19 protein-coding genes and 5 pseudogenes are annotated in these 23901 nt (G+C 70.1%); 13 read left to right on the top strand and 11 right to left on the bottom strand.

Going from position 1 to position 23901, the window contains the following annotated elements:
- Positions 1 to 14: 14 nt before the first annotated feature.
- Together GA0070608_RS28535 and GA0070608_RS28530 are read right to left on the bottom strand one after the other, a co-directional pair.
- Positions 15 to 707: an ABC transporter ATP-binding protein gene (locus GA0070608_RS28535; RefSeq protein WP_091632236.1), complete on the bottom strand. Its 693-nt coding sequence runs from the start codon at positions 705 to 707 to the stop codon at positions 15 to 17.
- Entirely contained in the window at positions 694 to 1455 is a 762-nt protein-coding gene (locus GA0070608_RS28530; RefSeq protein ID WP_091632231.1) for an ABC transporter ATP-binding protein, read from the bottom strand. Before GA0070608_RS28530 ends, GA0070608_RS28535 begins: the two co-directional genes overlap by 14 nt.
- Positions 1456 to 2066: 611 nt before the next feature.
- On the opposite strand from GA0070608_RS28530, the pseudogene GA0070608_RS28525 reads away from it, so the two are divergent.
- Positions 2067 to 2354, top strand: a pseudogene (locus GA0070608_RS28525) (transposase); the annotation flags it as partial.
- Positions 2355 to 2623: 269 nt separating this feature from the next.
- On the top strand, positions 2624 to 3337 hold the full coding sequence (locus tag GA0070608_RS28520; RefSeq protein ID WP_141719582.1) for a hypothetical protein: 714 nt from the start codon (positions 2624 to 2626) through the stop codon (positions 3335 to 3337).
- Between the two features lie 190 nt (positions 3338 to 3527).
- Here the strand turns inward: GA0070608_RS28520 and GA0070608_RS28515 are convergent.
- Together GA0070608_RS28515 and GA0070608_RS28510 are read right to left on the bottom strand one after the other, a co-directional pair.
- Positions 3528 to 4020 (bottom strand): annotated as a pseudogene (locus GA0070608_RS28515) (hypothetical protein); the annotation flags it as partial.
- An 887-nt stretch (positions 4021 to 4907) separates the two neighbouring features.
- A complete protein-coding gene (locus GA0070608_RS28510) occupies positions 4908 to 5855 on the bottom strand; it encodes a helix-turn-helix domain-containing protein (RefSeq protein ID WP_091632218.1) in 948 nt (315 codons plus the stop codon).
- A 119-nt stretch (positions 5856 to 5974) separates the two neighbouring features.
- Between GA0070608_RS28510 and GA0070608_RS28505 the strand changes: the two genes are divergently transcribed.
- Together GA0070608_RS28505 and GA0070608_RS32340 are read left to right on the top strand one after the other, a co-directional pair.
- The gene (locus tag GA0070608_RS28505) at positions 5975 to 7000 is read left to right on the top strand and encodes a saccharopine dehydrogenase family protein (RefSeq protein ID WP_245715986.1); all 1026 of its coding nucleotides are present in this window, start codon (positions 5975 to 5977) and stop codon (positions 6998 to 7000) included.
- Between the two features lie 181 nt (positions 7001 to 7181).
- Positions 7182 to 7358 (top strand): annotated as a pseudogene (locus GA0070608_RS32340) (IS256 family transposase); the annotation flags it as partial.
- 583 nt (positions 7359 to 7941) lie between these two features.
- On the opposite strand, the gene GA0070608_RS28495 reads toward GA0070608_RS32340, so the two are convergent.
- The 5 genes and pseudogenes from GA0070608_RS28495 to GA0070608_RS28480 form a co-directional block, all read right to left on the bottom strand.
- A complete protein-coding gene (locus GA0070608_RS28495) occupies positions 7942 to 8907 on the bottom strand; it encodes a zinc-binding dehydrogenase (protein WP_091632210.1) in 966 nt (321 codons plus the stop codon).
- A gap of 236 nt (positions 8908 to 9143) precedes the next feature.
- Complete coding sequence (locus GA0070608_RS34070) at positions 9144 to 9269, bottom strand: hypothetical protein (RefSeq protein ID WP_266321498.1); 126 nt, start codon at positions 9267 to 9269, stop codon at positions 9144 to 9146.
- Positions 9270 to 9275: 6 nt separating this feature from the next.
- Positions 9276 to 9814: pseudogene (locus GA0070608_RS33780) on the bottom strand (Tn3 family transposase); the annotation flags it as partial.
- A gap of 10 nt (positions 9815 to 9824) precedes the next feature.
- Positions 9825 to 10223: pseudogene (locus tag GA0070608_RS33775) on the bottom strand (Tn3 family transposase); the annotation flags it as partial.
- 347 nt (positions 10224 to 10570) lie between these two features.
- Positions 10571 to 11047, bottom strand: a complete 477-nt coding sequence (locus tag GA0070608_RS28480) for a MerR family transcriptional regulator (protein WP_091632201.1) — start codon at positions 11045 to 11047, stop codon at positions 10571 to 10573.
- Positions 11048 to 11160: 113 nt separating this feature from the next.
- Between GA0070608_RS28480 and GA0070608_RS28475 the strand changes: the two genes are divergently transcribed.
- The 4 genes from GA0070608_RS28475 (at position 11161) to GA0070608_RS28460 (ending at position 17376) form a co-directional block, all read left to right on the top strand.
- The gene (locus tag GA0070608_RS28475) at positions 11161 to 12210 is read left to right on the top strand and encodes an aldo/keto reductase (RefSeq protein WP_091632196.1); all 1050 of its coding nucleotides are present in this window, start codon (positions 11161 to 11163) and stop codon (positions 12208 to 12210) included.
- A 551-nt stretch (positions 12211 to 12761) separates the two neighbouring features.
- Entirely contained in the window at positions 12762 to 13784 is a 1023-nt protein-coding gene (locus GA0070608_RS28470) for a 3-oxoacyl-ACP synthase III (RefSeq protein ID WP_091632192.1), read from the top strand.
- Complete coding sequence (locus GA0070608_RS28465) at positions 13781 to 16357, top strand: alpha/beta fold hydrolase (protein ID WP_218107605.1); 2577 nt, start codon at positions 13781 to 13783, stop codon at positions 16355 to 16357. Before GA0070608_RS28470 ends, GA0070608_RS28465 begins: the two co-directional genes overlap by 4 nt.
- Positions 16354 to 17376 carry an NAD-dependent epimerase/dehydratase family protein gene (locus GA0070608_RS28460; RefSeq protein ID WP_091632184.1) on the top strand — a complete coding sequence of 341 codons (1023 nt, stop codon included), beginning with the start codon at positions 16354 to 16356 and terminating at the stop codon, positions 17374 to 17376. Before GA0070608_RS28465 ends, GA0070608_RS28460 begins: the two co-directional genes overlap by 4 nt.
- 139 nt (positions 17377 to 17515) lie before the next feature.
- Here GA0070608_RS28460 and GA0070608_RS28455 read toward each other — a convergent pair whose 3' ends face one another.
- Complete coding sequence (locus GA0070608_RS28455) at positions 17516 to 17689, bottom strand: CsbD family protein (RefSeq protein WP_091632181.1); 174 nt, start codon at positions 17687 to 17689, stop codon at positions 17516 to 17518.
- Positions 17690 to 17765: 76 nt separating this feature from the next.
- A complete protein-coding gene (locus GA0070608_RS33770) occupies positions 17766 to 17936 on the bottom strand; it encodes a hypothetical protein (RefSeq protein WP_245716174.1) in 171 nt (56 codons plus the stop codon).
- Between GA0070608_RS33770 and GA0070608_RS32330 the strand changes: the two genes are divergently transcribed.
- The 5 genes from GA0070608_RS32330 to GA0070608_RS28435 all read left to right on the top strand — a co-directional run bounded on the left by GA0070608_RS32330 (position 17905) and on the right by GA0070608_RS28435 (position 23797).
- Positions 17905 to 18099, top strand: coding sequence for an alpha/beta fold hydrolase (locus tag GA0070608_RS32330; RefSeq protein ID WP_245716158.1), 195 nt, complete (start codon positions 17905 to 17907; stop codon positions 18097 to 18099). The genes GA0070608_RS33770 and GA0070608_RS32330 overlap by 32 nt on opposite strands.
- Before the next feature lie 130 nt (positions 18100 to 18229).
- Complete coding sequence (locus GA0070608_RS34405; RefSeq protein WP_091632178.1) at positions 18230 to 19042, top strand: transposase; 813 nt, start codon at positions 18230 to 18232, stop codon at positions 19040 to 19042.
- A gap of 29 nt (positions 19043 to 19071) precedes the next feature.
- Positions 19072 to 19611 (top strand): hypothetical protein, encoded by a 540-nt coding sequence (locus GA0070608_RS28445; protein ID WP_141719579.1) that lies wholly within the window; start codon positions 19072 to 19074, stop codon positions 19609 to 19611.
- Between the two features lie 292 nt (positions 19612 to 19903).
- Positions 19904 to 22588 carry a LuxR C-terminal-related transcriptional regulator gene (locus tag GA0070608_RS28440; RefSeq protein ID WP_091632170.1) on the top strand — a complete coding sequence of 895 codons (2685 nt, stop codon included), beginning with the start codon at positions 19904 to 19906 and terminating at the stop codon, positions 22586 to 22588.
- 96 nt (positions 22589 to 22684) lie between these two features.
- Entirely contained in the window at positions 22685 to 23797 is a 1113-nt protein-coding gene (locus GA0070608_RS28435) for an LPXTG cell wall anchor domain-containing protein (RefSeq protein WP_091632168.1), read from the top strand.
- Positions 23798 to 23901: the final 104 nt, after the last annotated feature.

Below are 23901 nucleotides of genomic sequence, written 5' to 3'. Positions count from 1 at the left end.
CATCGAATCGGAATTCAGATGCCGAGGTACGACAGCAGCTCCCGCTCCCGGGAGCGCACCTCGGAGTTGTCCATCGCCTCCACGACGCGTCCCTCGGCCAGCAGGTAGTGCCGGTCGGCGACGCCGGTGGCGAAGTGCAGGTTCTGTTCGACCAGCAGCACGGTCACCCCGTGCCGCTTGGCCTCGCGCAGGAGGTCGCCGACCTGCTGCACGAGCAGCGGCGAGAGCCCCTCGGTCGGTTCGTCGCAGAGCAGCAGCCGGGCGCCCATCCGCAGCACCCGGGCCAGCGCGAGCATCTGCTGCTCGCCGCCGGAGAGCATGGTGGCCGCGGAGTCCCGCCGCTGGTGCAGGGCGGGGAACGCCTCGTACACCCGCTCCAGCGACCACGGGTCGGGGCCGACCGTCGGCGGCAGCGTGAGGTTCTCCGTCACGCTCAGCGTGGCGTAGCTGCCCCGGTCGTCGGGGACCCAGCCGAGCCCCAACCTGGCCCGCCGGTACGCGGGCAGCCTCCCGACGTCCCGCCCGTCCAGCTCGATCCTGCCGCGCTGGCCGGTGTGCAGGCCCATCACGCAACGCAGCAGGGTGGACTTGCCGGCGCCGTTGCGCCCGACGAGGGTGACCACCTCACCGGCGGAGACGTCCAGGCTGACCTCCCGCAGCACCTGCGCCTCGCCGTACCAGGCGGACAGGTTCTCAATGCGTAGCATCAGCGGCTCCCAGGTATGCGGTGATCACGCGCTCGTCGGCGCGTACCTGCTCGTACGGGCCCTCGACGAGGACCTTGCCGGCCTGTAGGACGGTGACGGTGTCGGCGAGCCGCCCGACGACGCTCATGTTGTGCTCGACCAGCACCACCGTCCGGCCCTGCCGGACCCGCGAGACCAGTTCGACGGTGCGGTCGACGTCCTCCAGGCCCATTCCGGCGGTCGGCTCGTCGAGCAGCAGCACCTTCGGATCCAGGGCGAGGGCGATGGCCAGCTCCAGTGCCCGCTTGCGCCCGTACGCCAGCGCCTCGGCGGGAGCCTCGGACAGCTCGGCCAGCCCGACCATGTTCAGCAGTTCGCCGGCCCGCTCGGTGTAGCGGCGCATCAGCTTCGCCGAGCGCCAGAACCGCCAGCCCAGCCCGCTCGGGCTCTGCAACGCCAGCTCGACGTGCTCCCGCGCGGACAACTGCGGAAAGAGGCTGGTGATCTGGAACGACCGGGCCACGCCGAGCCGGGCGATCCGCTCCGGGGGCAGCCCGGTGATGTCGCGGCCGGCCAGCTCGATCCGCCCACCGCTGGGCCGCAGGAACCCGGTGAGCAGATTGAACAGGGTGGTCTTCCCGGCGCCGTTCGGGCCGACGAGCGCGTGGACGCTGTCCGCCGCGATGTCGACGTCGACCCCGTCGACCGCCCGGAAACCGCGGAAGTCACGGGTCAGCCCACGAGCCGACAGGAGCGCTTGCCCGGCCATCGCCTACTCCTTCGTAGGTCCGACGACGGCCGGACCGGTGACCGCGGTCACATGGTTGCCGCGTGCTGGAAACCTATGTGGCGTCAAGATGTCGATCTATGTCGATGGCGGCCATAAAGCAGGGCGGCGGACCGTGTGGGATCTCCACCCGGTGTCCGGGCTGTTCCCTTATTCGCACTGACGACTACCACTGCGAAGGATGTTTCAGGCCGCCGCCATATCGGGATCCCACGGTCGCTAACGCTCCGTCGCCTCCGCTGAGCTTCAACCGGTCGACGAGGCTGTACCGAGGGGAGCGCGCGCCATCGAGTCCAAGATCCATTACCCCGATTGCCCGTTCAAGGCGAGGATGTCATCAGTTGTCTTGGTCCATGCGAACGGGTTGGGCCGGGCAGACACTTATGCTCGAAGCCTGAGCCCTGGATCTTCAGCCAAGCCGTCAGAAGACCTCGTTAGCCCCAGCGATGCCAGCGGCACCAGGGTCACGGCGATGCAAGCCGTCGAGCACGCCGACCCGAATCACCTCGTCGGCGGTGGGGTGTTGCTGGTAGGGCCTTGAGCGGTTTGGTGAAGGGCTCGGTGCGGTGGTGCGTGGATGATGAGGCCAGGCCCAGTACACCTTCTGGACCTTCACCCGTCGGGTCCACGACGCCGGGCTCGCGCCGTCGATGGGCTCGATCGGCGACTGCTACGACAACGGCATGATGGAGTCGTTCTGGGGCCGTATGCAGACCGAACTCCTCGATCGACAGCGGTGGCGCACCCGGATCGAGTTGGCCAACGCGATCTTCGAGTACCTCGAGATCTTCCACAACCGGCAACGCCGTCACAGCTCACTGGGCATGCTCAGCCCGATCGAGTATGAGAGAGCCCGACCGATGTCCCTGTCCGTGGCATGAAACCAACCACAACGACTCCGTGAAACCCGGGGAACATCAGGCGTCGTTCGCGATGTGCCGCTTGCGTCCCTTGATCTTCTTCGCCGTGCCGATGCCCTGGCTGAACTCCGGAACATTGATGGAGGTCTTCACGCTTTGCTTCAATTCTCGACAGTGTCGGAATCCAGCCGGAGCACCCTCCCGAAGCCGGAGGCCGCGGTTTGATGTCCTCTGTCGACAGAAGAGAACCACACGTACGGGACTGACTGACTGACACCGGAGGATGGCAGATGCACGACATCAGAGAAATGGCGACGGATGCCGGTCGCGACACCAGGCGGCGTTGGCTGGCGGAGGCCCTCGCGGCGGTGGTGTTGCTGGCTGGTCTGCTGACCGTTGCCTCACCGGCGCAGGCAGTGGGCCTGGCCTCGGGGCCGTACACCTGCGTGACTGGCTATGTCTGGCGAGAGGCGGTGCCGGGTGACCAGGTCTGTGTGACCCCGCAGACGCGGTCCGACACCCAGACCGAGAACGTCCTGGGGCCGTCGCGCCGAGAGTCCAACGGCTTCTGCAAGGCCGGCTTCGTGTGGCGTGAGACGCGTCCCTCGGACCTCGTCTGCGTGTTCCCGTCCAGCCGCGACCGGGCGTACAGCGACAACGCTAACGCGCCTTGGCGGCTGGTCGACCCGGGTGCGACGCCACGTGGCGGAGTATCCGTCACCACCACTTACCACCAACTCGGCGGCTACCTGTACGCCACCGGCAGCGGGCTCTCCCCGAACCGGCCGGTGCGCTTCTATGCGGTGCGGATCAACACGGTCGGCCCGTACTCGCTTGGGTCGTTGACCGCAAACAGCAGCGGCGCAATCTCCGGCTGGCAGTACGTCGCGGACATCCGCTGCCGCTCCGGACAGACCCAGCCGGCCATCATCGTTGTCCTCGACCAGGGATCCGGCGTGGTTACCACCGCCGGCACCACGGACGCCTTCCGCCGCTGCGGCTGACCCAACTGGGAAGAGCGGGTAGGGGCTCCATCGAGGGCAACGGTCCCGCTCACTGGTGCGTTCGCCCGGCGGTTGCCCTGATGTGATCGGCCACCGGTCCCGGTGTGCCCGCGCCGGGGCGAAGCAAAAGCGGCTGTGGCCCGACGTTGTGCACGTCGGGCCACAGCCGCCTGTCGGGGGCGGGAAGTTGTCAGGCAGCCGCCGCGACTGGCGCGTGGCGGGCGGCTGCGGCACGGCCTGTCCGCCGCTGGCCACGTTGCTGTGCCTGCGCTCGTAGGTGCGCCAGGGTCTCCGGCGACGCGACTCCGGTCAGCAGTCCGTCGGCGAGGCCTCGGCGATGCGGTTATCGATTCGCGACAGCCTCATGCGTAGCGCGTCCACAGTGATGCCGTTCGCGGCGGCGCTGGGTTCGAACGCCCGGTGCCCGAGCCGCACGTCGATGTAGGCCTGCTCGTCCTCCGGGTCGAGAATCCCCAGCGTCACCGCACGGCGGACCAGGATGTCCGGATGCCCGTAGAGCACCCGGGGGTGCGGGGGCCGGGGGAGCCGTACTCGATGTCCTCCACCGGCAGGTACTCGTGCTGCTGCAGCCGCAGCCGCGGGTCCCGCCCGGCCCGCCGCGCCGCCTTGCACAGGCCCGCGTACGGCGCGGGTTTGGTCAGGTCCGCCCGGTCGCGTAGCGCGCCCGAGGTGTGCGAGTGCCTGCTCGACGGATCACCCCCGCGTGCGCGGGGAGCAGACGCTGAGCGGGCCGCTGACCCGGTGATGGAGAGGATCACCCCCGCGTGCGCGGGGAGCAGACTTGTTGACCTGGGGCTCTAAAGATCAACAGAGCGGTTTTCCTTCACTTGGACCCGCAAGATCGTCCTTTCGGAGACAGCGGCTCGCATCCGACGAGGCGCTGAGTGCAGCGTAGCGGGTGTGTCGTCCACACAGGCGGCGTAGTTCGCCTGTATGGACGACCTCGACAGCCGCCTGACCCATCTCGTCATGGCTACAGCTGGGCCTGGTCGCGCCTCCCGAAATCGGCGTTGATACCGCCAGGCAACTGCTCGTCACCGCCGTCGGGCAACGCCGCAGCGTGTAGGCGCTGAAGCCGTCTTTGCGCGGGCTTCGCGACCTCGCCCCCGGCATGATTCGGCACACCGGCCGCTACCGCCTCCTACTGCGGCGCTGGCCGTGACGCCAACAGTGCAAACTGGCGCAGTACTCTCGTCCGCAGGGCTACCACTCGCCCAAGAACTGCGTTGCCCGCCGCCGCTGTCGAGGGCAAGGCCAAGACCGAGATCATGCGCTGCCTCAAGCGCCACATCGCCAGGCGTTCATGGGCCCGCCGCCGGATAAGGCATCCGCGATGCGTGCCACCGCTACTGGCTGGGGACGAATTCAAGGCGACGATGGGACCACAAGCTACAGCCGTGGGGGTCAACGAAGCACCGTCATTTGACTGGTCGCGGTCGTCTGGTGGATGCCGAGGGCGTCGGCGATGACGGGGGCGGGGACCTGGGCGACGAGCTGGCGGAGGGCGCTGCTGAGACGGCCGAGAGCCGTCAAGGCGAGGACCGCAGCCTCACGCCCGGAACGTGCGGCGGTAGGCGTCCGGCGGTACGCCGATCGTACGGTGGAAGTGGCGGCGCAGTGTCGTCGCCGTGCCCATGCCCGCGGCCGAGGCGATGGTGTCGACGCTGTCGTCCGTGGTCTCCAGCAGCTCCTGCGCGCGGCGGATCCGCTGCGTCAGCAGCCACTGCAGCGGGGTGGTGCCGGTTACCGAGTGGAAGTGGCGGGCCAGGTGGCGCGAGCTCATGTTCGCCTGGCAGGCCAGGTCCTCCACGGTGAGCGGCTGGTCCAGCCGCCGCATCACCCAGGGGAGCAGCTCGGCCAGGGGATGGCCGTCCTGGGTGGGCACCGGTGTGGTGACGAACTGGGCCTGGCCACCGGCCCGGTGGGGCGGCACGACCAGGCGGCGGGCGACCACGTTGGCGATCGCCGAGCCGTGGTCGCGGCGGACTAGATGCAGGCACAGGTCCATCGCTGCGGCCTTGCCCGCAGACGTGAGCACGCTGCCGTTGTCGACGTAGAGCACGTCCGGGTCGACCTTCACCCGGGGATAGCGCGCGGCCAGTTCATCGGTGTGGGCCCAGTGCGTGGTCGCGTGTAGCCCGTCCAGCAGGCCGGCGGCGGCGAGCACGAACACGCCCGTGCACAGGGAGACCACCCGCGCGCCCGACTCGTGGGCCGCGCGCACCGCCTTGACCAGGTCGGCCGGCGGGTCCTCGTCGACGTCCGCCAAGGCGGGGACGATCACGGTGTCGGCGTGCGCCAGCCGGTCGAGCCCGCAGTCCGGCTCCAGCAGGAACCGGCCGACCCGGACGGCGTGCGTGCCGCACACCTTGACGTCGTACCAAGGGCCTGGCAGGGCGGCCGGGGCGGAACCGAAGACCTCGTAGGCCAGGGCCAGTTCGAAGTGCAGCATCCCGTCGGTAGCGGCGACCGCGACGGAACGCGGGACAGAACTCATGTCGGGAATTGTACGGGTCATGTCGTTCCGGACACTGGCACCGATGGGCAAACGGGGACAGGATTTCCGCAGTGGATCACTTCGAGCACGCGGGAGCAGACATGGGATCAGGTCGGAACGTGGCAGTGTTCGGGGCCTACGGGCACACCGGGCGGTTCGTGGTCGCGGAGTTGCGCGAGCGCGGATACGTCCCGCTGCTCCTCGGTCGCGACGAGGACAAGCTGCTGGCGCTGGCGCAGGCCCAACCGGGGCTCGAGGCGCGGCAGGCGTCGGTCGACGATCCAGCCTCGCTCGACCGCGCGCTGAACGGCGCGGCCGCCGTGATCAACTGCGCCGGGCCTTTCGCCACGACCGCAGCCCCGCTGGTCGAGGCGGCGCTGCGCGCCGGCATCCCGTATGTCGACGTGGCGGCCGAGATCGAGGCGAACCTTGACACGTTCGCGCACTTCGCGGAGCGCGCCCGCGCCGCGGGCACCGTGGTGGTCCCTGCGATGGCCTTCTACGGCGGCCTCGGCGACCTGTTGGTCACCACCGCGATGGGCGACTGGACGGCGGCGGACGAGGCGCACATCGCCTACGGCCTGAGCAGTTGGCACCCCACCGCCGGGACGCGTGTTGCGGGCGCGGTCTCGGGGCAGCGACGGGGTGGCCGCCGTGTCCGCTACACCGGCGGACGGCTGGAGTACCACGACGACACTCTGCCGACCCTGGAGTGGCCCTTCCCGGCTCCGCTCGGCCCCCAGAGCGTCATCGGAGAGTTCACCATGGCCGACGTCGTCACCATTCCCAGCCACCTGGCCATCCCGGAGGTGCGCACCTACATGACCGCCAAGGCGGCCGCGGACCTGTCCGCTCCTGACGCCTCGGCACCGACCGCCGTCGACGAGCGCGGCCGCTCCGCGCAGACCTTCGTCGTCGACGTCCTCGTCCGCTCCGGCGGAGCGGAACGCCGCGTGGTCGCCGCCGGTCAGGACATCTACGCCATCAGCGCGCCGCTCGCGGTGGAGGCCGTCGACCGCATCCTCACCGGCCGGACCAGGACCACCGGCGTCGCCTCCGCGGGCGCGGTCTTCGACACCCCGGACTTCCTCCGCGCCCTGTCCTCGCACCTCTCGCTGCACGTCCCGCTCGACACACGCGGCTGACCGGCGACCCGTGCAGGGATCCAGACCGTGGTCAGTGCGGCCACTTTGCCAACTCGGCCGCGAACGGACAGCGCCCACGACGCACCCGAAAGGTAAGTCCGAACGCGCCGCGGGTCTGTGGATCTAAAGGTGTTTCCGGCCTGACCTGCCGGGCGTTGTGCCTGGTGAGGAGGGTGCCGTGATGACCGCGACACTGAACGACCAGACCGGACGCAAGAAGCGGCCCGAGCCGTCGGCGGAGGCGAAGGCTGCCGCCGAGTTGGTTCGGGCGGCGAAGGAGCAGGGCTTGTCGTTGACGGGTCCGGACGGGCTGTTGAAGCAGTTGACCAAGACGGCGCAGCCCGTAGCCGTAGGCGACCTTCAGCAGCGTCGCGTCCCGAAACGCCGGCAACCAGCCCTTACGACCCACTCCACGGATACGGGTGACCTGCTCGTCGGCGTAGTCGAACAACGCCTGCAACTCGACGACCGTAAAGGCCCGCTTCGCCGGATCGGCCTCGCCCTCCTGCACATGAACTGCGGTGTTCCACTCGTGGCAGACCTGCACCGGGTGCGAGCCGAACCGCTGCTGGCACTCGGCCGCCCAGTCGTAGGCCGGATCGGTCAGGTAGTCGCAGAACAGCCGGACGGCCTCCTGGTAACCCCGCAGCGTCGACCGACGCAGCCCGCGCACCGACCGCAGATCCATGCTCCACTCGTCGACCATCTGCGGAAGCCACTGCCACGGGTAGCCCCCGGCATGATCGGCGAACGCCCGGATCACCCGCAGCCGCGCCGCGATCCGCCCGGGGCGAGTTGTCCGCCGACGTCGACATCGACCTGCTGTGGCAGGTGATACCGGCAACCCTCTTCTTCCGCGCCCTGGTCAGCGCGAACGCGTGTACCAGGAGCTGACCCGCCGTCTGGTCGACCACATCTTCATTACCCTCAGCCGGCGGGCTTCATGAGCCTCCGGGTCGGACAAGAAGCAGGGTCTTCCCGATGGTGTCGCGGTTCTCCAGGGCGGTGTGAGCGTCGGCGGCGCGTTCCAAGGGATAGGTCTGGCCGATGACCGGGCGGATCCGGCCGGCTGCCGCCTCCTCCAGCACCCGCCGGGCCCACTTCTGTCGGTGCGGCTGGCCCTCGACGAGCTGCTCCATCCCGATCACCGTCACCCCGCGCCGCGCCGCCTGGTCTCGGTCGATCTCGGTGAATCCGCCGCCGGCGAATCCGTAATTGGAGTACGTGCCGCCGCGTGCCACCCTTGCGAACACGGTCCGACCGAGGTCACCGCCGACGCCGTCGAATACCACGTTCACGCTGCCGATCTGATCGATCCAGTCGGGCATGGTGTAGTCGACCACCAGGTCGGCGCCGAGTTCCTCGACGACCTTGAGTTTGTGGGAGCCGCGGGCGGCGCCGATGACACGGGCTCCGGCGGCGCTGGCGAGCTGCACCAGCCCGCTACCGAGGCCACCGGCGGCCGGTTGCACCAGCACGGTCGCGCCGGGCTGAACGTCGACTCGGTCGAAGACGGACAGCGCCCCGGCGCCGTCGTGCAGCAACGCCACCGCGTCCCGCGTCTCCAAGCCGTCCGGGATCGGGATGAGGTTCTCCAGCTCGGTGGTGACCCGCTCGGCGTACGCGCCGTTTTCGACATCGGCGAGAACCCGCCGCCCGACCCACTCCCGGTCGATGCCCTCGCCCACCGCGCTGACCTGCCCGGCCGCGCCGACCCCGGGCACGTACGGTGGCTGCACCTGGAAGATCTCACCGCCCTGCCCGCTGCGGATCACGGTGTCGATCGACAGCACCCCGGCGGCCTCGACGTCGACGACGACCTGGCCGGGTGCCGGGGCCACCTCGGGCACGATCGCGATCCGAAGAACCTCCGGACCGCCGAACTCCGCCACTTGCACAACTCGCATGACCGATCACGCCCCTCGCTCGATGAGAACGAGATCATTCTGAAACCTAAACTTTGGTAGAGGTCAAGGGCAGACCCTCGGCAGCGCTCCTAGAATCGGCCTCCGTGATTAGAGAACCGAGCGGCGGGCGGCACATCTACCCCGCTCCAACAAGCCCCTGCTTGAACCCACGCCACGTTCAAACCCGATAACGGTCCGTTATCCGGTTCCTTTGTGCCCCCGGAACAGGCTGGTCGCTAGTCGTCGTTGGCTTCGGGGTCTCGCAGCGGGCGTCGGCGTTGGTCGCCGAGGTCGGGCAGGTGGAACGAGTAATGGCTGTGGACGTTGATGTGGGCGCTGATGTACGGCGAGAGTCGCTTCACGTCGGTGTCCAGCACCGGGTAGCCGTCGGCGCGTAGCCGGGTCAGGGCGGCGTCCAGATAGACGGTGTTCCACAGGGTGATGCAGTTGAGGACCAGGCCGAGCGCGCCGACTGGTCTTCCATGCCCTCGGTGTAGGCGCGCTGTAACTGCCCTTTGCGGCTGTGGAAGACATGCCGGGCGAGGCTGTGCTGGCTCTCCTGCAGGTTGCGGATGCTCTTGATGTCGCGGCGGTAGTCGGCCGTGTCGACGTAGGCGAGCACGTGCAGCGTCTTGAAGATCCTGCCGAAGTGGGCCAGTGCGTCGCCGAGCTGGGTGGGCTGCCCGCCGTGCTGCGGCATCCGCATCGCGTCGTAGGCGCTGACCGCGCCGGTGTGGATGGAGCCGACCAGCCGCAGGATGTCCGGCCAGTGCCGGCGTACCCGGCCGAGGTCGATGCGGCCCCGCGCGGTCGCGTTCAATGGCCCGTAGTCGGTCGTCTGGTCGATGCGCCACAGCTTGGTGTCGGGCAGGTCGGCCAGTTGGGGCCGGTAGTCGAAGCCGAGCAGGCGCAGCAGGCCAGGTCGTACCGCGCCGGCGCCCGAAGTATTTCGGGTTCGGCCGGGCGTTGATCGTGCGGACCGGCACCACGAACCGGATGCCGTCCACCGCGGCGACCAGGCCGCCGCCCCACGCCTGGGCCAGCTCGATACCTGACTGCGCCACGATCAGCGGGGCGTTCGCCGCCGCATACGTCTCGGCCCGCAGGTAGTTCTGGTCGACGTGGCCGATCCGGGACCTCGTCAGCGCCGGCGCCCTGGACACCACCGGGCTGTAGCCGACATTGAGGGCGTGCGCGGTCAGCGCGGCCGCGATCGTGACGTGCAGGTCGGCCAGCCGGGCCTCGCCGCCGGACGCCGCGGTGAACGCGGCCGGGAACTGCGGCTCCCAGCTCATCACCTCACCGTTTATCTTGGGTCAGCTGATCGGTTGGTGGGTTCGTCGGCGATGTTGCGTCGTGGACATGTCCATGACGGTGCCTGTCGATGTGCTCAATCAGTTGCGGCCGAGGTTTCCGTTCCCTTGTGAGCGCCGAGCAGCCGCCAGAGGCGTCAGCAGGTAGTGGCGGTCCGGCTCTGTGGTGGGGCGTCAAGGAGCGACTGACGGCGGGTGGGGCAGCGGGTGGGCGTAGGCCGTCGAAGATGATGGCAAGGTATCGCTGCCACAGGTCGGGCGAGGCGTCCGGCACGTAGCTGGTGACGTAGTTGGGCGCGCATCAGCAGGATGACGTCGGCACTGGTGGCGTCAGCCGCACGGCGCCGTGTTCAGGAGCCCGACACTCGCGCGTAGCCGATGCGGATCTCGGTCGCCTGCGCTGGTGCCGAAGGGATCGGAGCGTGACATTGGTGGTCGCCGGCGCTGTCTGGGTCGAGGAGGTCCTCATACACCCCGACCTTGAACCTGATCAGGTCCAGGCACTCGGCGAGCTTGCCGATCTGGGCGGTGACGTGAGCTTGGTGCTCGCGCATAAGCGTGAGTCGTTCTTCCTCGTTTCCGGCTCCTTGCCGGACGAGGTCGGCGTATCGGCGTAGCGCGGGCAGGGGCATGCCGGAGGCGCGCAAGATGATGCAGACGGTGAGCCAGTCCACGTCATCCTGGCTGTAGACGCGGCGCCCGCCAGGTCCGCGCCGCACAGGGTTGACGAAGAGGCCCTCGTGCTCGTAGAAGCGCAGCGCGTGGACGCTCAAGCCGGTGCGTTCGGCGACCTGCCCGATGCTCAGACTTGTGGTGACCTCAGCCATACCGTGCAGGTTAGCGGCTTGACCTAGAGCTGACTCTAGATCCTAGGGTTCCCCTGCGATCGACGCTTCTGTCGCTCTGCAATCACGGCTGAACCAGTAAGGGAATCATCACCATGCGCTATCGCGCCCTCGGCGGTACCGGTATCGAAGTCAGTGCCTACTGCCTCGGGACCATGATGTTCCAGGATGGCTGCAACTCCGACCACGACGATTGCGTCCGCATCATCCACGCCGCCCACGACCAGGGGATCAATTTCGTTGACACCGCCGACATGTACGGACAGGGAGAGTCCGAGGAGATCGTGGGCAAGGCGCTGCGGGGGCGCCGTGACGACGTTGTATTGGCCACCAAGGTGCACTTTCAGATGGGCGAGGGCCGTAATCGCAGTGGAAACTCGCGGCGTTGGATCCTCAAGGCGGTTGAGGACAGCCTCAGGCGCCTGAACACCGACTGGATCGACCTCTACCAGGTCCACCGCCCCGATGACTCGACCGACATCGAGGAGACGCTCTCGGTGCTCAGCGACCTCGTGCGCGAGGGGAAGATCCGCGCTTTCGGCTGCTCGACGTTCCCGGCTGAGGAGATCGTCGAGGCGCATCAGGTCTCCGAGCGTCGTGGCCTCGGACGCTTCCGCACCGAGCAGCCGCCGTATTCGATCCTGGCCCGCGGGATCGAGGCCGCGGTCCTGCCCGTCTGCCAGCGCTACGGCATGGGTGTGCTGGTCTGGAGCCCACTGGCTTTCGGGTTCCTCACCGGCAAGTACCGCAAGAACCAGCCCATCGACCTGTCAACCGGCCGTCCCACAATCCGGCCGGAACGATTCGATCCCACGATCGCGGAAAACGCCGCCAAGCTCGACGTCGTCGAGCAGCTCGTCGAACTCGCGGAAGACATCGGCTGCACCCTTCCGCAGCTCGCCATTGCGTTCACCGTGGCCCACCCGGCCGTCACCTCGGCGATCATCGGACCGCGGACCATGCCGCAGCTGGAGGATCTCCTCAAGGGCGCCGCGCTAACCCTGGACGATGCGACCCTCGACCGAATCGACGAGATCGTGCCGCCCGGGACCAACCTGTACAACCCCAACGCTCCCTTGCCCCCGCGTTCACTGACCGACACCGCACTACGTCGCCGCCCACTCACCGACCGCGCCGCGGCCTGAGCGAGCTGATAGTGGTGGGCCAGAATTTGAATCGAGGGAGACGGGCGTCCCCCGTCTCCCTCGCGCCTTCCGAGTCTTCTGGTTCGGTGAAGCCGTCAGCCTGTTCGGTACCGCGACCACGGCGACGCTGCTGTCGCTGTTCGCGGCCACGCAGCTGGATGCCGGTCCGGGCTGGATGGAAATCCTAGCGGCGGCGAGCTGGTCACCGTGGCTGATCCTCGGTCTGCCAGCCGGTGCGCTCGCCGACCGGTGGCCGCCCCGCACGACGATGATTGAGCGATCTGATCGCGGCCACCGCTGCCGCGACCGTGGGCATGCAGCCGGGGTTTTGAACTTCCCGGGCTCGCTGGCGGACGCGAAGCGACATGCCTGTTCAACGACCAGACACCCGGTCAGCTTCGCTGCGACAGTGAGCCCCCAAGGGGTGAAGGTGTGCTGGATGGGGCGTGGGCAGGTGAGTGATGTTCACCGCGATGCCTAATGACCATTGGTGGGTGGGAGACCGAGTGGATAGCTTCGAGCCCTCAGGGTGGGCGACGGATGGAGGCTGAATGACGCATGGCAACGCTGAGTATCGCTACACGAACACAGCGATATTGTCGGTGGCGGCCCTGGAGGCGCCGGTCATCGTCACTTCTGATCAGTTCGACGAGCAGCTGAGTGAGACCTTCCGACGGTTGAGGCTGCGCCGGGGGATGCTTCAGCGGATTGCCGGCATCCAGGAGCGGCGTTGGTGGCCGGAGGGCTTCGGCTTCGCCGACGCGGCGGCGATGGCTGGGGCCAAGGCGCTGTCGGAGGCGGGTGTCGACGCGCGGGACGTCGGCCTGCTGATCAACACGTCCGTGTCTCGAGCGCATCTGGAGCCATCGACGGCGGTAGCTATCCACCACTCCCTCGAACTGCCGCCGTCGGCATTGAACTTCGACATCGCCAACGCCTGCCTCGGGTTCGTCAACGGGATCCAGGTTGCGGCCAACATGATCGACGCCGGACAGATCCGATATGCGTTGATCGTGGCGGGAGAGAGTTCCCGCGAGGCCCAACAGGCGACGATCGAGCGGCTACGCAGCTTCGACTCCACCCTGGACGACGTCCGGGAGCAGTTCGCCACGTTGACCCTCGGTTCGGGCGCGGCCGCGATGGTGCTGGCTACCGCAGACGCCCACAAACAGGGTCACCGACTGGTCGGCGGTGTGGGCAGGGCGGCGACACAACACCATGATCTGTGTGTCGGGGACAACACGCGGATGCGTACCGACGCGAAGGGCCTACTCGACGCGGGTCTGGACCTCGCTGAGGCGACCTGGGCGCACGCCGGGTCGTGGGACTGGCAGAACATGGACCTCTACGTGATGCATCAGGTCTCGGTGGCCCACACGCACGGCGTCGTCAACCGGCTCGGCCTTGACACTCGGAAGGTCCCGGAGACGTTCCCGCTGTTGGGAAACGTCGGCCCGGCGTCGCTGCCGTTGACCCTGGCCCACCACGCCGAATCGCTCAACTCCGGTGACCGGGTGTTGTGCATGGGGGTCGGCTCCGGCCTGAACACGTGCGCCCTGGAGGTCGTGTGGTGAGCAATCGAAACGCATTGCCGCCGCTCGGGCTGCCCGGTCTGGACAGCGCCTGGTCCCGGTGGGTTACTGCGGTGGACAGCCAGGGCGTGCAGCGCACCTGGCATGTCTTGGACACCGCCGCGACGGACTCCGGAGGCCCGATTCGACACATCGGGACGCTACTGTGTGTGCACGGCAATCCCACCTGGTCGTACCTGTGGCGGCACCTGCTGGCCCGGTTCGAGCGGGCTGACGCACCGCCGTGGCGGGTGGTCGCCGTCGACCATCTGGACATGGGGTTCTCGGAGCGCACCGGCACGGTACGCGGGCTGGCGCAGCGGATCGACGACCTCACCACGGTCACCGACGCGCTGGGCTTGACCGGGCCGGTGGTCACGGTCGGGCATGACTGGGGCGGGTCCATCTCGCTGGGCTGGGCACTGCGCCACCGCGATCAGCTACGTGGTGTGGTGTTGACCAACACTGCAGTGCACCAGCCGAGTGGATCGCCAGCGCCCACGCTGATCCGCCTGGCCCGGCTGCCCGGCGTGCTGCCGGCGGTGACCGTGCGGACGCCGACGTTCCTGCAGGCCACCCTCGCATTGGCGAACCCGTGGCTGCCGGAGCCTGTCCGAGAGGGTTATTCCGCTCCATACCGTACGGTGGACCGAAGGGCGGCGATCGGCGGCTTCGTCGCGGACATCCCGCTCAGTCCCGACCACCCGAGTTGGCCGGCGCTGCAAGAGGTCGCGCAGGGTCTGCACACGCTGGCGGAGACACCGACACTGCTGCTGTGGGGGCCGCGCGACCCGGTCTTCGGCGAGGTGCACCTGAGGGATCTGCGGAACCGGCTGCCGCATGCGCAGTTGCACCGGTTCGAAGGCGCGGGTCACCTGCTCGCCGAGGACGCTGATGTCGCCGGTGCGGTCGCGCAGTGGCTGGTTGACCTGGACCGCCGGCCCGCCGATCCGATTGCGACGCCGGAACCGGCAGCGCCTTGGCGTCCGCTGTGGGCGGCATTGGCAGAGCGTGCCGAGGACCGCTCCGTCGCTCTGGTCGAGCTGGCGAACAACGGCCGGCAGGTCAGCTGGTCACTGCTGTGGCAACGGATTCGGGAGATCGGGGCCGGGTTGTCCGCCTCCGGAGTGCGTCGCGGTGATCGGGTGGCACTACTCGTACCGCCCGGCGCCGACCTGACCGCCGCCGTCTACGCGTGCCTTCGCATCGGTGCGGTGATCGTGGTGGCCGACCCAGGGCTGGGACTGGCCGGCATGAACCGGGCACTGCGCAGCGCCGACCCCTCGTACCTGGTCGCCATCGGCCGCGGACTCGTTGTCGCCCGGGCCCTGCGCTGGCCCGGGCGGCGTTTCGGGGCCGGGCCCGGCGCCGCCGTGTTGGGCGCGCTTACCCTGGGCAGGCTCGCCCGCCTCGGCGCCGGTGTCCGGGAACTGCCGGCCATGCCAGACCCGGACGACGACGCGGCCGTGTTGTTCACCTCCGGCTCCACCGGGCCGGCGAAGGGTGTGGTCTACACCCATCGCCAACTCGCCGCGATGCGTGACGCGCTGTTCGAACTCGGGGTGAACGCCGATGCCGGGATCGTGGCGGCGTTCGCGCCATTCGCACTTTTCGGGCCGGCTCTCGGTGCCCCTTCGGCGATCCCGGACATGAGGGTGACCGCACCACGGACGTTGACCGCCACCGCTCTCGCCGAGGCGACAGCCGCAGTCGACGCTTCGGCGGTGTTCGCATCACCGGCTGCGCTACGCAACGTGGTCGACACCCGCGACGCGTTGGACGATCGCCAGCGCACCGCGTTGGAGGGGGTGACGTTGCTGCTTAGCGCGGGCGCACCGGTGCCCGCCGTGCTGCTCACGCAGACGCGGGCGCTGATGCCCAAGGCGCAGCCGCATACCCCGTACGGAATGACCGAGGTCCTCCCGGTCACCGACATCACCCTCGACGAGATCGTCGACACCGAGCCGGGTGACGGTGTCTGCGTCGGCCGGCCGTTGCCCGGTGTTCAGGTGGCGATTGCCGCTCTGGACCCGACCGGCACGCCTTCCGAGCAACCCGGCTGCGCTCCTGGACTGACCGGCGAGATCTTGGTGAGGGCCGGGCATGCGAAGGATCGCTACGACGCCCTCTGGCTGACCGAACGGGACAGTTCCCGCAACCCCGGCTGGCACCGTACCGGCGACGTCGGCTACCTGGATCCCGACGGGCGGCTGTGGGTGCAGGGCCGGCTGGCCCACATCCTGGTCACGTCCGACGGCGTGCTCAGCCCGGTCGGGATCGAGCAGCAGGTCGAGTCGTTGCCGCAAATCGCGCGGGCCGCGGTGGTCGGTGTGGGACCGCCCGGTGTGGCGCAGGTCGTGGTCATCGCCGAGACCCTGCCCGGGGCCCGCCGTGCCCGACTGGCCAGCCGGGAGCTGGCCGACGCGGTGCGTACCGCAGCCGCGCCGCCGGTCGCGGCCGTGTTGGTGGTCCCTTCCCTGCCCACGGACATCCGCCACAACTCGAAGATCGACCGTACCCGGCTCCGTCGCTGGGCGGAACGAGTGCTCGCCGGCGGGAGGGTCAGCGGACTGTGAAGATCCTGGTCACCGGTGCCAGCGGCATGCTCGGCGCCGCCGTCGCCACAGCTCTGCGGATGCGCGGCGACGAGGTCCGCGTCCTGCAGCGTCGGCCCAGCGGCCTGGTCGGGGTCGACGAGCGGCGCGGCGACATCACCGATCCGGAAGCCGTACGTGCGGCCGCTGAGGGGGTCGATGCCGTGGTCCACCTGGCCGCGAAGGTGTCCATGACCGGCCCGTGGCAACAATTTGAGCACACCAACATCGGCGGCACGGCCACCCTGCTCGCCGCCGCCCGGGCAGCCGGCGTGACGCGATTCGTGCACGTGTCCTCGCCGTCGGTCGCCCACCACGGCGCCGGCCTCGTCGGCGTCGGCGCCGGCGCAGCCGACCCAGACCGGGCCCGGGGCCACTACGCCCGCAGCAAGGCCTCGGCTGAGCTGCTCGCGTTGGACGCCGACTCTCCCGACTTCGCCGTGGTGGCGGTCCGCCCGCATCTGGTCTGGGGACCGGGTGACACTCAGTTGGTAGGCCGGATCGTCGAGCGGGCCCGGGCCAGCCGGCTGGCACTGGTCGGCCAGGGAACCGCCCTGATCGACACGACGTACGTCAGTAACGCCGCCGACGCCCTCGTCGCCGCGCTCGACCGGGCGCCCGAGGTGGGCGTACACGGGCAGGTCTTTGTGGTGACCAACGGCGAGCCACGGACGATGCACGAACTCATCGACCGGATCTGCGTCGCCGCCGAGACGGCGCCACCGAGGCTTCGGGTGCCGGTGGCCGTAGCAAAGGCCGGCGGCGCCGCAGTGGAGTGTCTATGGTCGGCACTTCGGCGCACCGAAGAACCGCCCATGACCCGCTTTCTGGCCGAGCAGTTGTCCACCGCGCACTGGTTCGACCAACGCCGGACCCGAGAGGCATTGTGCTGGTCACCGCAGGTGACGCTTGAGGAAGGCTTCGTCCGGCTAGCCTTGGCGTACCGGCAAGGTCCCCGCCCTCGTGGCCGCCGGGGGGCGGGGACGTCATCGCCCTCCTGATGAGGACGATGACGGCGGTTGACCGGTAACCGCCAGGCGCGCCCAGACAGCAGGCGGCTGGCACAGGACACGGCCACGACGGATCATGCTGTCGTGGCCGTTCAGTCATCTCACCCTGCCGCGCACTGCCCGGCCCGGGTCAGCTCTTGAAGGCGTCCTTGATCTTCTCACCGGCCTGCTTGAGGTTCGCGCTGGTCCGGTCAGCGCGGCCTTCGGCTTCGAGTCGCTCGTCGGCGGTGGCACGGCCGGCGCCTTCCTTCAGCTTGCCGGCGGCCTCTTCGGAGGTGTTGTCGATCTTGTCATCGATACCCATGGAGCCCCCTACGTCGATGGCGGCGCTATGCCGACGTCAGTACCCCCAGCTCTGGATCTGAACCACCCTCAAGGGGTCAGGTGATGGGTCCGGGCGTGGCGGCGCCGGTGAACGCGGCTTGCCGGTCGATGTCGGGTTCGAGGTAGATCGCGGTGGCGGTGGGCAGGGCTCGGCGACGCGGCGCGCCCAGAGGATCCCGGGTCGCGCGGCTCAGGCTGGCGAAGATCGCACGTCCGACGCTCGTCATCGCCGCTTCGAACGATCAAGCGGTAGCGATCCACCACGCGAGGATGCTTCACGACGGCATTGCTGGTTCCCGGCTGGTCATCATCGACGATGCTGACCACGCTCTGATCTGGGCGCACTCCGACGAGTTCGAGTGGGTGACCGACGGTTTCCTCGGGGCCTGATCGGGCAAGGTCCGCGGCCAGATGGAGTGCCGTACACGTGGCGTGGTGGCCGGTCCAGGGTGCGGGCCGGACGGATCAGTAACCGGGCTCTTCGCCAGCGGCCAGCCGTGCCGCTGCCCCTGCGAGGGTCGTGGTAGCCCCGGCCGGGCCAGGAGTACCGACTGGAAGAAGTGGCCCTGCTTCTCATCCGGGTCGTCGTCCGCCCCTGCTTTGCACCTGCACCTGGGAGGTCCGCCTGGCTCACGGCCGCCAGCCCGAGCCGACCGCGGGGATCATCGGCCCCCAGGGCGTGAGAGGAGCCGACACCGTGCCCTGCGGCTCCCGCGGCTACGACGCCGGCAAGAAGATCAACGGCCGGAAAGGGTTAATCGTCACCGACACCCTCGGACGGCTGGTCACCGTCTGGGTCCTGGCCGCGTCCTGGCAGGACCGCGACGGCGCCAAAGGCGCCCTGCTCGCCACCTACGCGGCAACCCCCATCCGGCACGTCTTTGCCGACTCCGGCTTCGCCGGCCGCCTCGTCGACTGGGCCCGCGACCTCCTGCGTACCACCGTCGAGATCGTCCGCAAACCCGCCGACCAGCAAGTCTTCGTCATGCACCCCCGCCGCTGGGGTTGTCGAACGGGCCCTGGCCTGGATCACCGCCCACCGCCGCCTGGCCCGCGACTACGAAACCCACCCCCGCACCTCAGAGGCCATGATCCGAAGGGCCGCGCTCGGCGGCATGCTTCGCCGTCTCACCCGCAGCAGACCCGCCAGTCGCCAACAACGCCGCTTGCGCCCGCTTTAGGACGGACGTCAGCGCAACGGTGGCGTTCCGGCCCGGCGTTGTTCTGGCCCAGATGCTCGCCATCCTGCCGGTCGTCTCCCCGCCGGTCAGGGGCTCTGCCGGGTCAAGGGTTCAGCCAACTGGCGGCGCTGACTGTGCGGACCGCCGAGTAAGCTGCCGAAGCTGATTCTGGGGAGGGCCAATGCGTTTGCGTGCCTGCATGGTGCTGGTTGTCTGTGTCCTGTCGGTGGGTGCGACCGGATGTGGGGCCGGTCCCGCCGCGCCTGCGGCGCTTCGCGATCCGTGCGAACTGATCAACGACGAGGTGCTGGATCGGCTCGCCCCTGGCTCGGCGCGGGAGCCTCGGGCGCAACTGGGTGACATCAGCGGCAGTAGAGCGTGCGACGTTGACCTCACCGCCGGCACCGCGTCGATGCGCGGCGACCTGGAGATCACGGTCGCGGTCGACGGCAGCGAGATGTACGACGACGGGTGGCGCGCCAAGCAGTGCGCCAAGATCGGGGCCAAGCTGACGTCCAGCGGGCCCGGTGATGCCTCCTGCCTGGTGACTACTCCCTGGACCGGCGGTCAGGCACGGATCGACGGCCGAGCCTGGGTCGGCGGCGACTACGAGGTGAGCGTGACCTACCAGCTGGTCGCACCCCGGAGCTTTCCCCCAGGTGCGGAGCAGGACCTGCGCGATCTTCTCGCCGCCGGGGTCGATTCGCTGCCTGTCGGGTGACTCCTGGCCCCGGCTGGGTGACGTCGGTGCGGTGCACGACCCCTGCAGCAGTCCGCGGCGACTCCTGCCCCGACCGCCGGGGCTGTCGGGTACGGGACGTTGGCCGACGCCGCCGTGCGGTCCGAGCGGGAGGTGAGTTCCCCCCGCTTTGATGGAGCGGTTGATGTCCCTGTCCGTGGCATGAAACCGACCACGACGACTCCGTGAAACCCGGGGACCATCAGACCGGCGCCTGATTCCGATCCGGACGACCGGGTCCGCGGATCGGGTCCAGCCACTACTCTTGCGATCCATGAGCCGGCCGGCGGGCGAGTCGCCATTGACCGGCCGGGACGAGGAGCTCGCCGACGCCGTCCGGGCGCTGTGGGGGCCGGCCGCGCCTGGCCTGCTGATCGCCGGCCCCGCCGGGGTCGGCAAGACCCGGCTCGCCCGGGAGGCGGCCACCCGGGTGCGCGGCCGGCGGATCCTGTCGGTGCAGTGCTCGGCTGACTCGGCCGGGCTCGCGCTCGGCGCGCTGGCCGGTCTGCTCCCGGCGGATGCAGGTCTGGCCGCCGGCCAGGGGCCGCTGCAGCTCGGCCTGCTCGCCCTGCGTCGCCTCGCCGATCAGGGCCCGATCCTTCTCTCCGTCGACGACGCTCACCAACTCGACCCCGTCTCCCTCGCGGTGCTGCACCAGGCGGTTGTCGAGAATGTCGTTGCCCTGCTGGCCACGATGCGAACCGACGAGCCGATCCCGGACGTGCTGACCGCGCTCTGGAAGGACGCCGGAGTTGTCCGGATCGACCTCGCGGTCCTGGACGCCCCGACATCGGACGCACTGCTGACCGCCATGCTCGACGGACCGGTCGAGGGGCAGGCCCTGCGTCGGTTGCGGGACACCGCCGCCGGCAACCCGCTCTTCCTGCGGGAACTGGTCACCTCTGCGCGGGAGGCGGGCGTGCTGGATCGGGCCGACGGGTTGTGGCGGCTCACCGGCCCGATGACGGCGATGCCTCGGCTGAGCGAGTTGCTGCGCAGCCGGCTCGCAGCATCGGACCCTGTCGAACGGGAGGCGTTGGAACTGGTCGCCGCCGGTGAGCCGGTGCCCCTGCCGGTCGCCGTCGCCATCGCCGGCGACCGGATACTGGAGGCGTTGGAACGCCGCGGCCTGATCACCGTCGAGCCGGTGGAGCAGCCGATGGTCCGGCTCAGCCACCCGCTCTACGGGGAGCTGCTGCGGGCCGATACGCCTGCGCTCGGCCGGCTGCGGCACATCCGCCGGCTGGCCGACGCGGTGGAGGCCGGCGGTACGCCGGGCGAGGACGAACTGCTCCGGATCGCCCGCTGGCGCCTCGATGCCGGCGGTCCGGTCAACCCCCAGCTGATGCTGGCCGCCGCCGAACAGGCGGCGCTGACCCGCGAATACGCCCTGGCGTACCGGCTGGCGGAGCGCGCCTACCGGGCCGGCGCGGCGGTCGACGCGGGACTGGCGGCGGTCCGGGCGCTGGTGCACCTCGGCCACATCGACGAGGCCATCGCGCTCTGCGCCGAGTTGGCCGCCACCGCCGGGACCGCGTCAGCCGTCGGGACCGGGCCAGCGGCCGAGACAGCCAGGGCCGGCGGCGCGACAGACCGGATCCAGGTGGCGATCCAGCACGCCGAGATCCTCGTGCACGCCGTCGACGACGTGCGCGCCGCCCGCGCCGTGCTCGACGGCGCGTCCCAGCCGCCCGACGACGAGGCCACCGGAACCGGGCCGCTCGCCGGCTTCGATCTCTACCTGCGGTCGTACCAGCTCGACTGCACGGTGATCGAGCCGGCGCTGGCGGTGTTCCGCGGCGCGAACCCGGTCGCCACCCGGCTGGCCGCGAGTTGCGCCGCCGGGTGCGCGATGCTGCTCGCCGGCCGGCTGGCCGAGGCCGAGGAACTGATCGCGGAGACCGTGCCGTTGGCCCACCGGCACACCGGGCCCAGCCAGATGCAGTCCCTCGGGGTACCGCCGATCGTCGCCGTGCTGCGTTGCTACCGGCCCGATCCGGCCGGCGCTCGGGAGATGGCCGAACGCGGATACGAGGCCAGCCTGCACCCCACCAACCCGGTCAGCCAGGCGCTGCACGCCTTGACGTTGGCGCAGATCGCTCTCTTCGCCGGCCGGCCCGGCACCGCGCTGCGCTGGGCGCAGGAGGCCCGGCTGGTGGCCGGTGAGATCGGCATGCGGCCGGTCTACCGGTGGGCGGCCGGGGTACGGATGCAGGCCTCCGTCCAACTCGGCGGCGACACCGACCTGGCGGCACTCGCGGCCGACCTGCACCAGCACGCCGCCGGGCCGCACTCGCTGCGGCTCTTCGACATCGAGGTCGCCCGCGCACACGCCTGGCGGGGCGCCGCCGAGAACGACGGCGGGGCGGGGATCACCGCGCTCGTCGAGGCGGTCGTCGGGCACGGCCGGCGCGGCGCGGTCGCCGTCGGCGCGTTGGGCGCACTGGACCTGGTCCGGCTCGGCGCGGCCGGTCGGGCGGCGGAACTGCTCGCCAGTCATCCGCCCGATCCGCGCTGGTCGCTCGGCCGGACCATCGAGGCGTACGCCACCGCCGCGCGGACCGCCGATGCCGGCACCCTGCTCGACGTGGCCGCCCGGTTTGCCCGCTACGGCATGCCACTGCACGCGGCCGAGGCGGCGACGATGGCCGGCGCGGCCCGGATGGCCGGCGGGCAGCCGACGACGGCCGCCAGGGCGTACGTGTTCGCCGACACCCAGCTCGCGCTGATCGGCGAGCCGGTCAGCACCCCCGCGCTGCGCCGGCGTGGGCCGATCACCCGGCTGACCGGGCGGGAACACGAGATCGTGCTCGCCGCCGCCCGGGGCGAGCAGAGCCGGAACATCGCCGTCCGGCTGCACCTGTCGGAGCGGACGGTGGAGAACCACCTGCACCGGGCGTACGGCAAGCTCGGCATCGGCGGGCGGGCGGAGCTGCGCGGCGCGCTGGGTCTGGATTGAGTACCCGGGCACTCATGCCCGGCGGCCCGGGACGTGCTGGGCTGGGGAGTCCCCGCAGCAACGCGGGTCGCCACCCCCCGAAAGGCACCCTCCATCATGCGCGCCACCTCCCTGCCGTCCACCTCGGTCCCGCCCCGGCGAGCCGGCACCGCGATCGGCCGGATGCTCGCCGCCGCCGCGGCACTGCTGCTGACCGGCGGTGTCGTCGTTGGACTGGCGGCACCGGCCGCCGCAGATCCGCCCGAGGTGCGCCTGGTGAACCTCTGCGGTGCGGTCGACTTCACCTGGAGCACCGGGACGATCGGCGGCGACGAGAGCTGGCCGACCACGGTGCTGCGCAACGGCGCCGTGATCGACGAGTTCGTGATGCGGGACCGGGGCAGCGCCACCTACGTCGCGGGGGACGGCGACATCTTCGAGATCCGCCGCGAAGGGCTGCCGGAGCGCACCTACGCGCACCGGGTGCCGGACGGCTGCACTGGCGCACCGGAGCTGACCGCCACCGCGAAGGACGAGTGCTTCTCGCTGGTGCTGACGTTCGTCAACGGCGGCGATACCCCGGTCACCGGGCTGCAGATGCTGCTGCCCGGCAGCGCGCCCCGGGTACTCGACCCGGTCGGCCCGGGCAGTATCGCCCAGTTCTTCGACCTCGCCGACGGCGACCCGTTCCAGGTCCGCGGCCCGGTGCCCGGCGGCGGCTGGGCGACCTTGCTGTCCGGCCGCTACCACCAGCCGGAACGCTGCACACCGGACGCGGTCAAGGTGCGCTTCACCGACGTCTGCGACGGCGTCCGGGTCGACCTGGCGAGCACGGCGGGCGGGGTGATCCGGGTGGAGACCATCGCCCCCGGCGGCACCGGCGGCGGCGCGCTGCTGGCGCCCGGCGACACCGGTCGGATCGACGTGGTCGCCGCCCCGGGAACCGTCGTGCAGGTACGCGACGCGGTGACCGGCGTCGAGTTCGGCCGACACACGATCGGCACCTCGACCTGCGGCTCGCCGGACCCCAGCCCCACCGGCGCGGAGCCGGGCGGGACGGAGCCGCCGTCCCCCGGTGGTGGTCCGGGCACCGGCGGCGGGCTGCCGGTAACCGGCGTGCGGACGGCGCTGTTCTCCGTGGCTGGCCTGATGCTGCTCAGCGCCGGGGCGGTGCTGTTCCTGCTGGCCCGCCGCCGGCGGCTCCGCTTCACCACGGCAGACGGACGATGAACCCCCGGCGGTACGCCGAACCTGTGACCGGACCGGGGGACGCGGCCTTCCTGATCCGCGCCGCCGCTCGGTTCTGAACCGCCCCACCGATCGGAGCACCCACT

The organism is Micromonospora peucetia, assembly GCF_900091625.1.
Lineage (GTDB): Bacteria > Actinomycetota > Actinomycetes > Mycobacteriales > Micromonosporaceae > Micromonospora > Micromonospora peucetia.
Note: the sequence above shows the minus strand (reverse complement) of the source record. Positions and strands in the feature narration are given on the sequence as shown.

Bases quoted from the DNA above. Each gene is read 5' to 3' on its own strand.
- GA0070608_RS28475 (WP_091632196.1), top strand. From the start codon at position 11,161: ATGCGCTATCGCGCCCTCGGCGGTACCGGTATCGAAGTCAGTGCCTAC.
- GA0070608_RS28510 (WP_091632218.1), bottom strand. From the start codon at position 5,855: ATGAGTTCTGTCCCGCGTTCCGTCGCGGTCGCCGCTACCGACGGGATG.
- GA0070608_RS28480 (WP_091632201.1), bottom strand. From the start codon at position 11,047: ATGGCTGAGGTCACCACAAGTCTGAGCATCGGGCAGGTCGCCGAACGC.
- GA0070608_RS28440 (WP_091632170.1), top strand. From the start codon at position 19,904: ATGAGCCGGCCGGCGGGCGAGTCGCCATTGACCGGCCGGGACGAGGAG.
- GA0070608_RS28435 (WP_091632168.1), top strand. From the start codon at position 22,685: ATGCGCGCCACCTCCCTGCCGTCCACCTCGGTCCCGCCCCGGCGAGCC.
- GA0070608_RS28520 (WP_141719582.1), top strand. From the start codon at position 2,624: ATGCACGACATCAGAGAAATGGCGACGGATGCCGGTCGCGACACCAGG.
- GA0070608_RS28470 (WP_091632192.1), top strand. From the start codon at position 12,762: ATGACGCATGGCAACGCTGAGTATCGCTACACGAACACAGCGATATTG.
- GA0070608_RS28535 (WP_091632236.1), bottom strand. From the start codon at position 707: ATGCTACGCATTGAGAACCTGTCCGCCTGGTACGGCGAGGCGCAGGTG.
- GA0070608_RS33770 (WP_245716174.1), bottom strand. From the start codon at position 17,936: ATGACGAGCGTCGGACGTGCGATCTTCGCCAGCCTGAGCCGCGCGACC.
- GA0070608_RS28495 (WP_091632210.1), bottom strand. From the start codon at position 8,907: ATGCGAGTTGTGCAAGTGGCGGAGTTCGGCGGTCCGGAGGTTCTTCGG.
- GA0070608_RS28455 (WP_091632181.1), bottom strand. From the start codon at position 17,689: ATGGGTATCGATGACAAGATCGACAACACCTCCGAAGAGGCCGCCGGC.
- GA0070608_RS28530 (WP_091632231.1), bottom strand. From the start codon at position 1,455: ATGGCCGGGCAAGCGCTCCTGTCGGCTCGTGGGCTGACCCGTGACTTC.
- GA0070608_RS28445 (WP_141719579.1), top strand. From the start codon at position 19,072: ATGCGTTTGCGTGCCTGCATGGTGCTGGTTGTCTGTGTCCTGTCGGTG.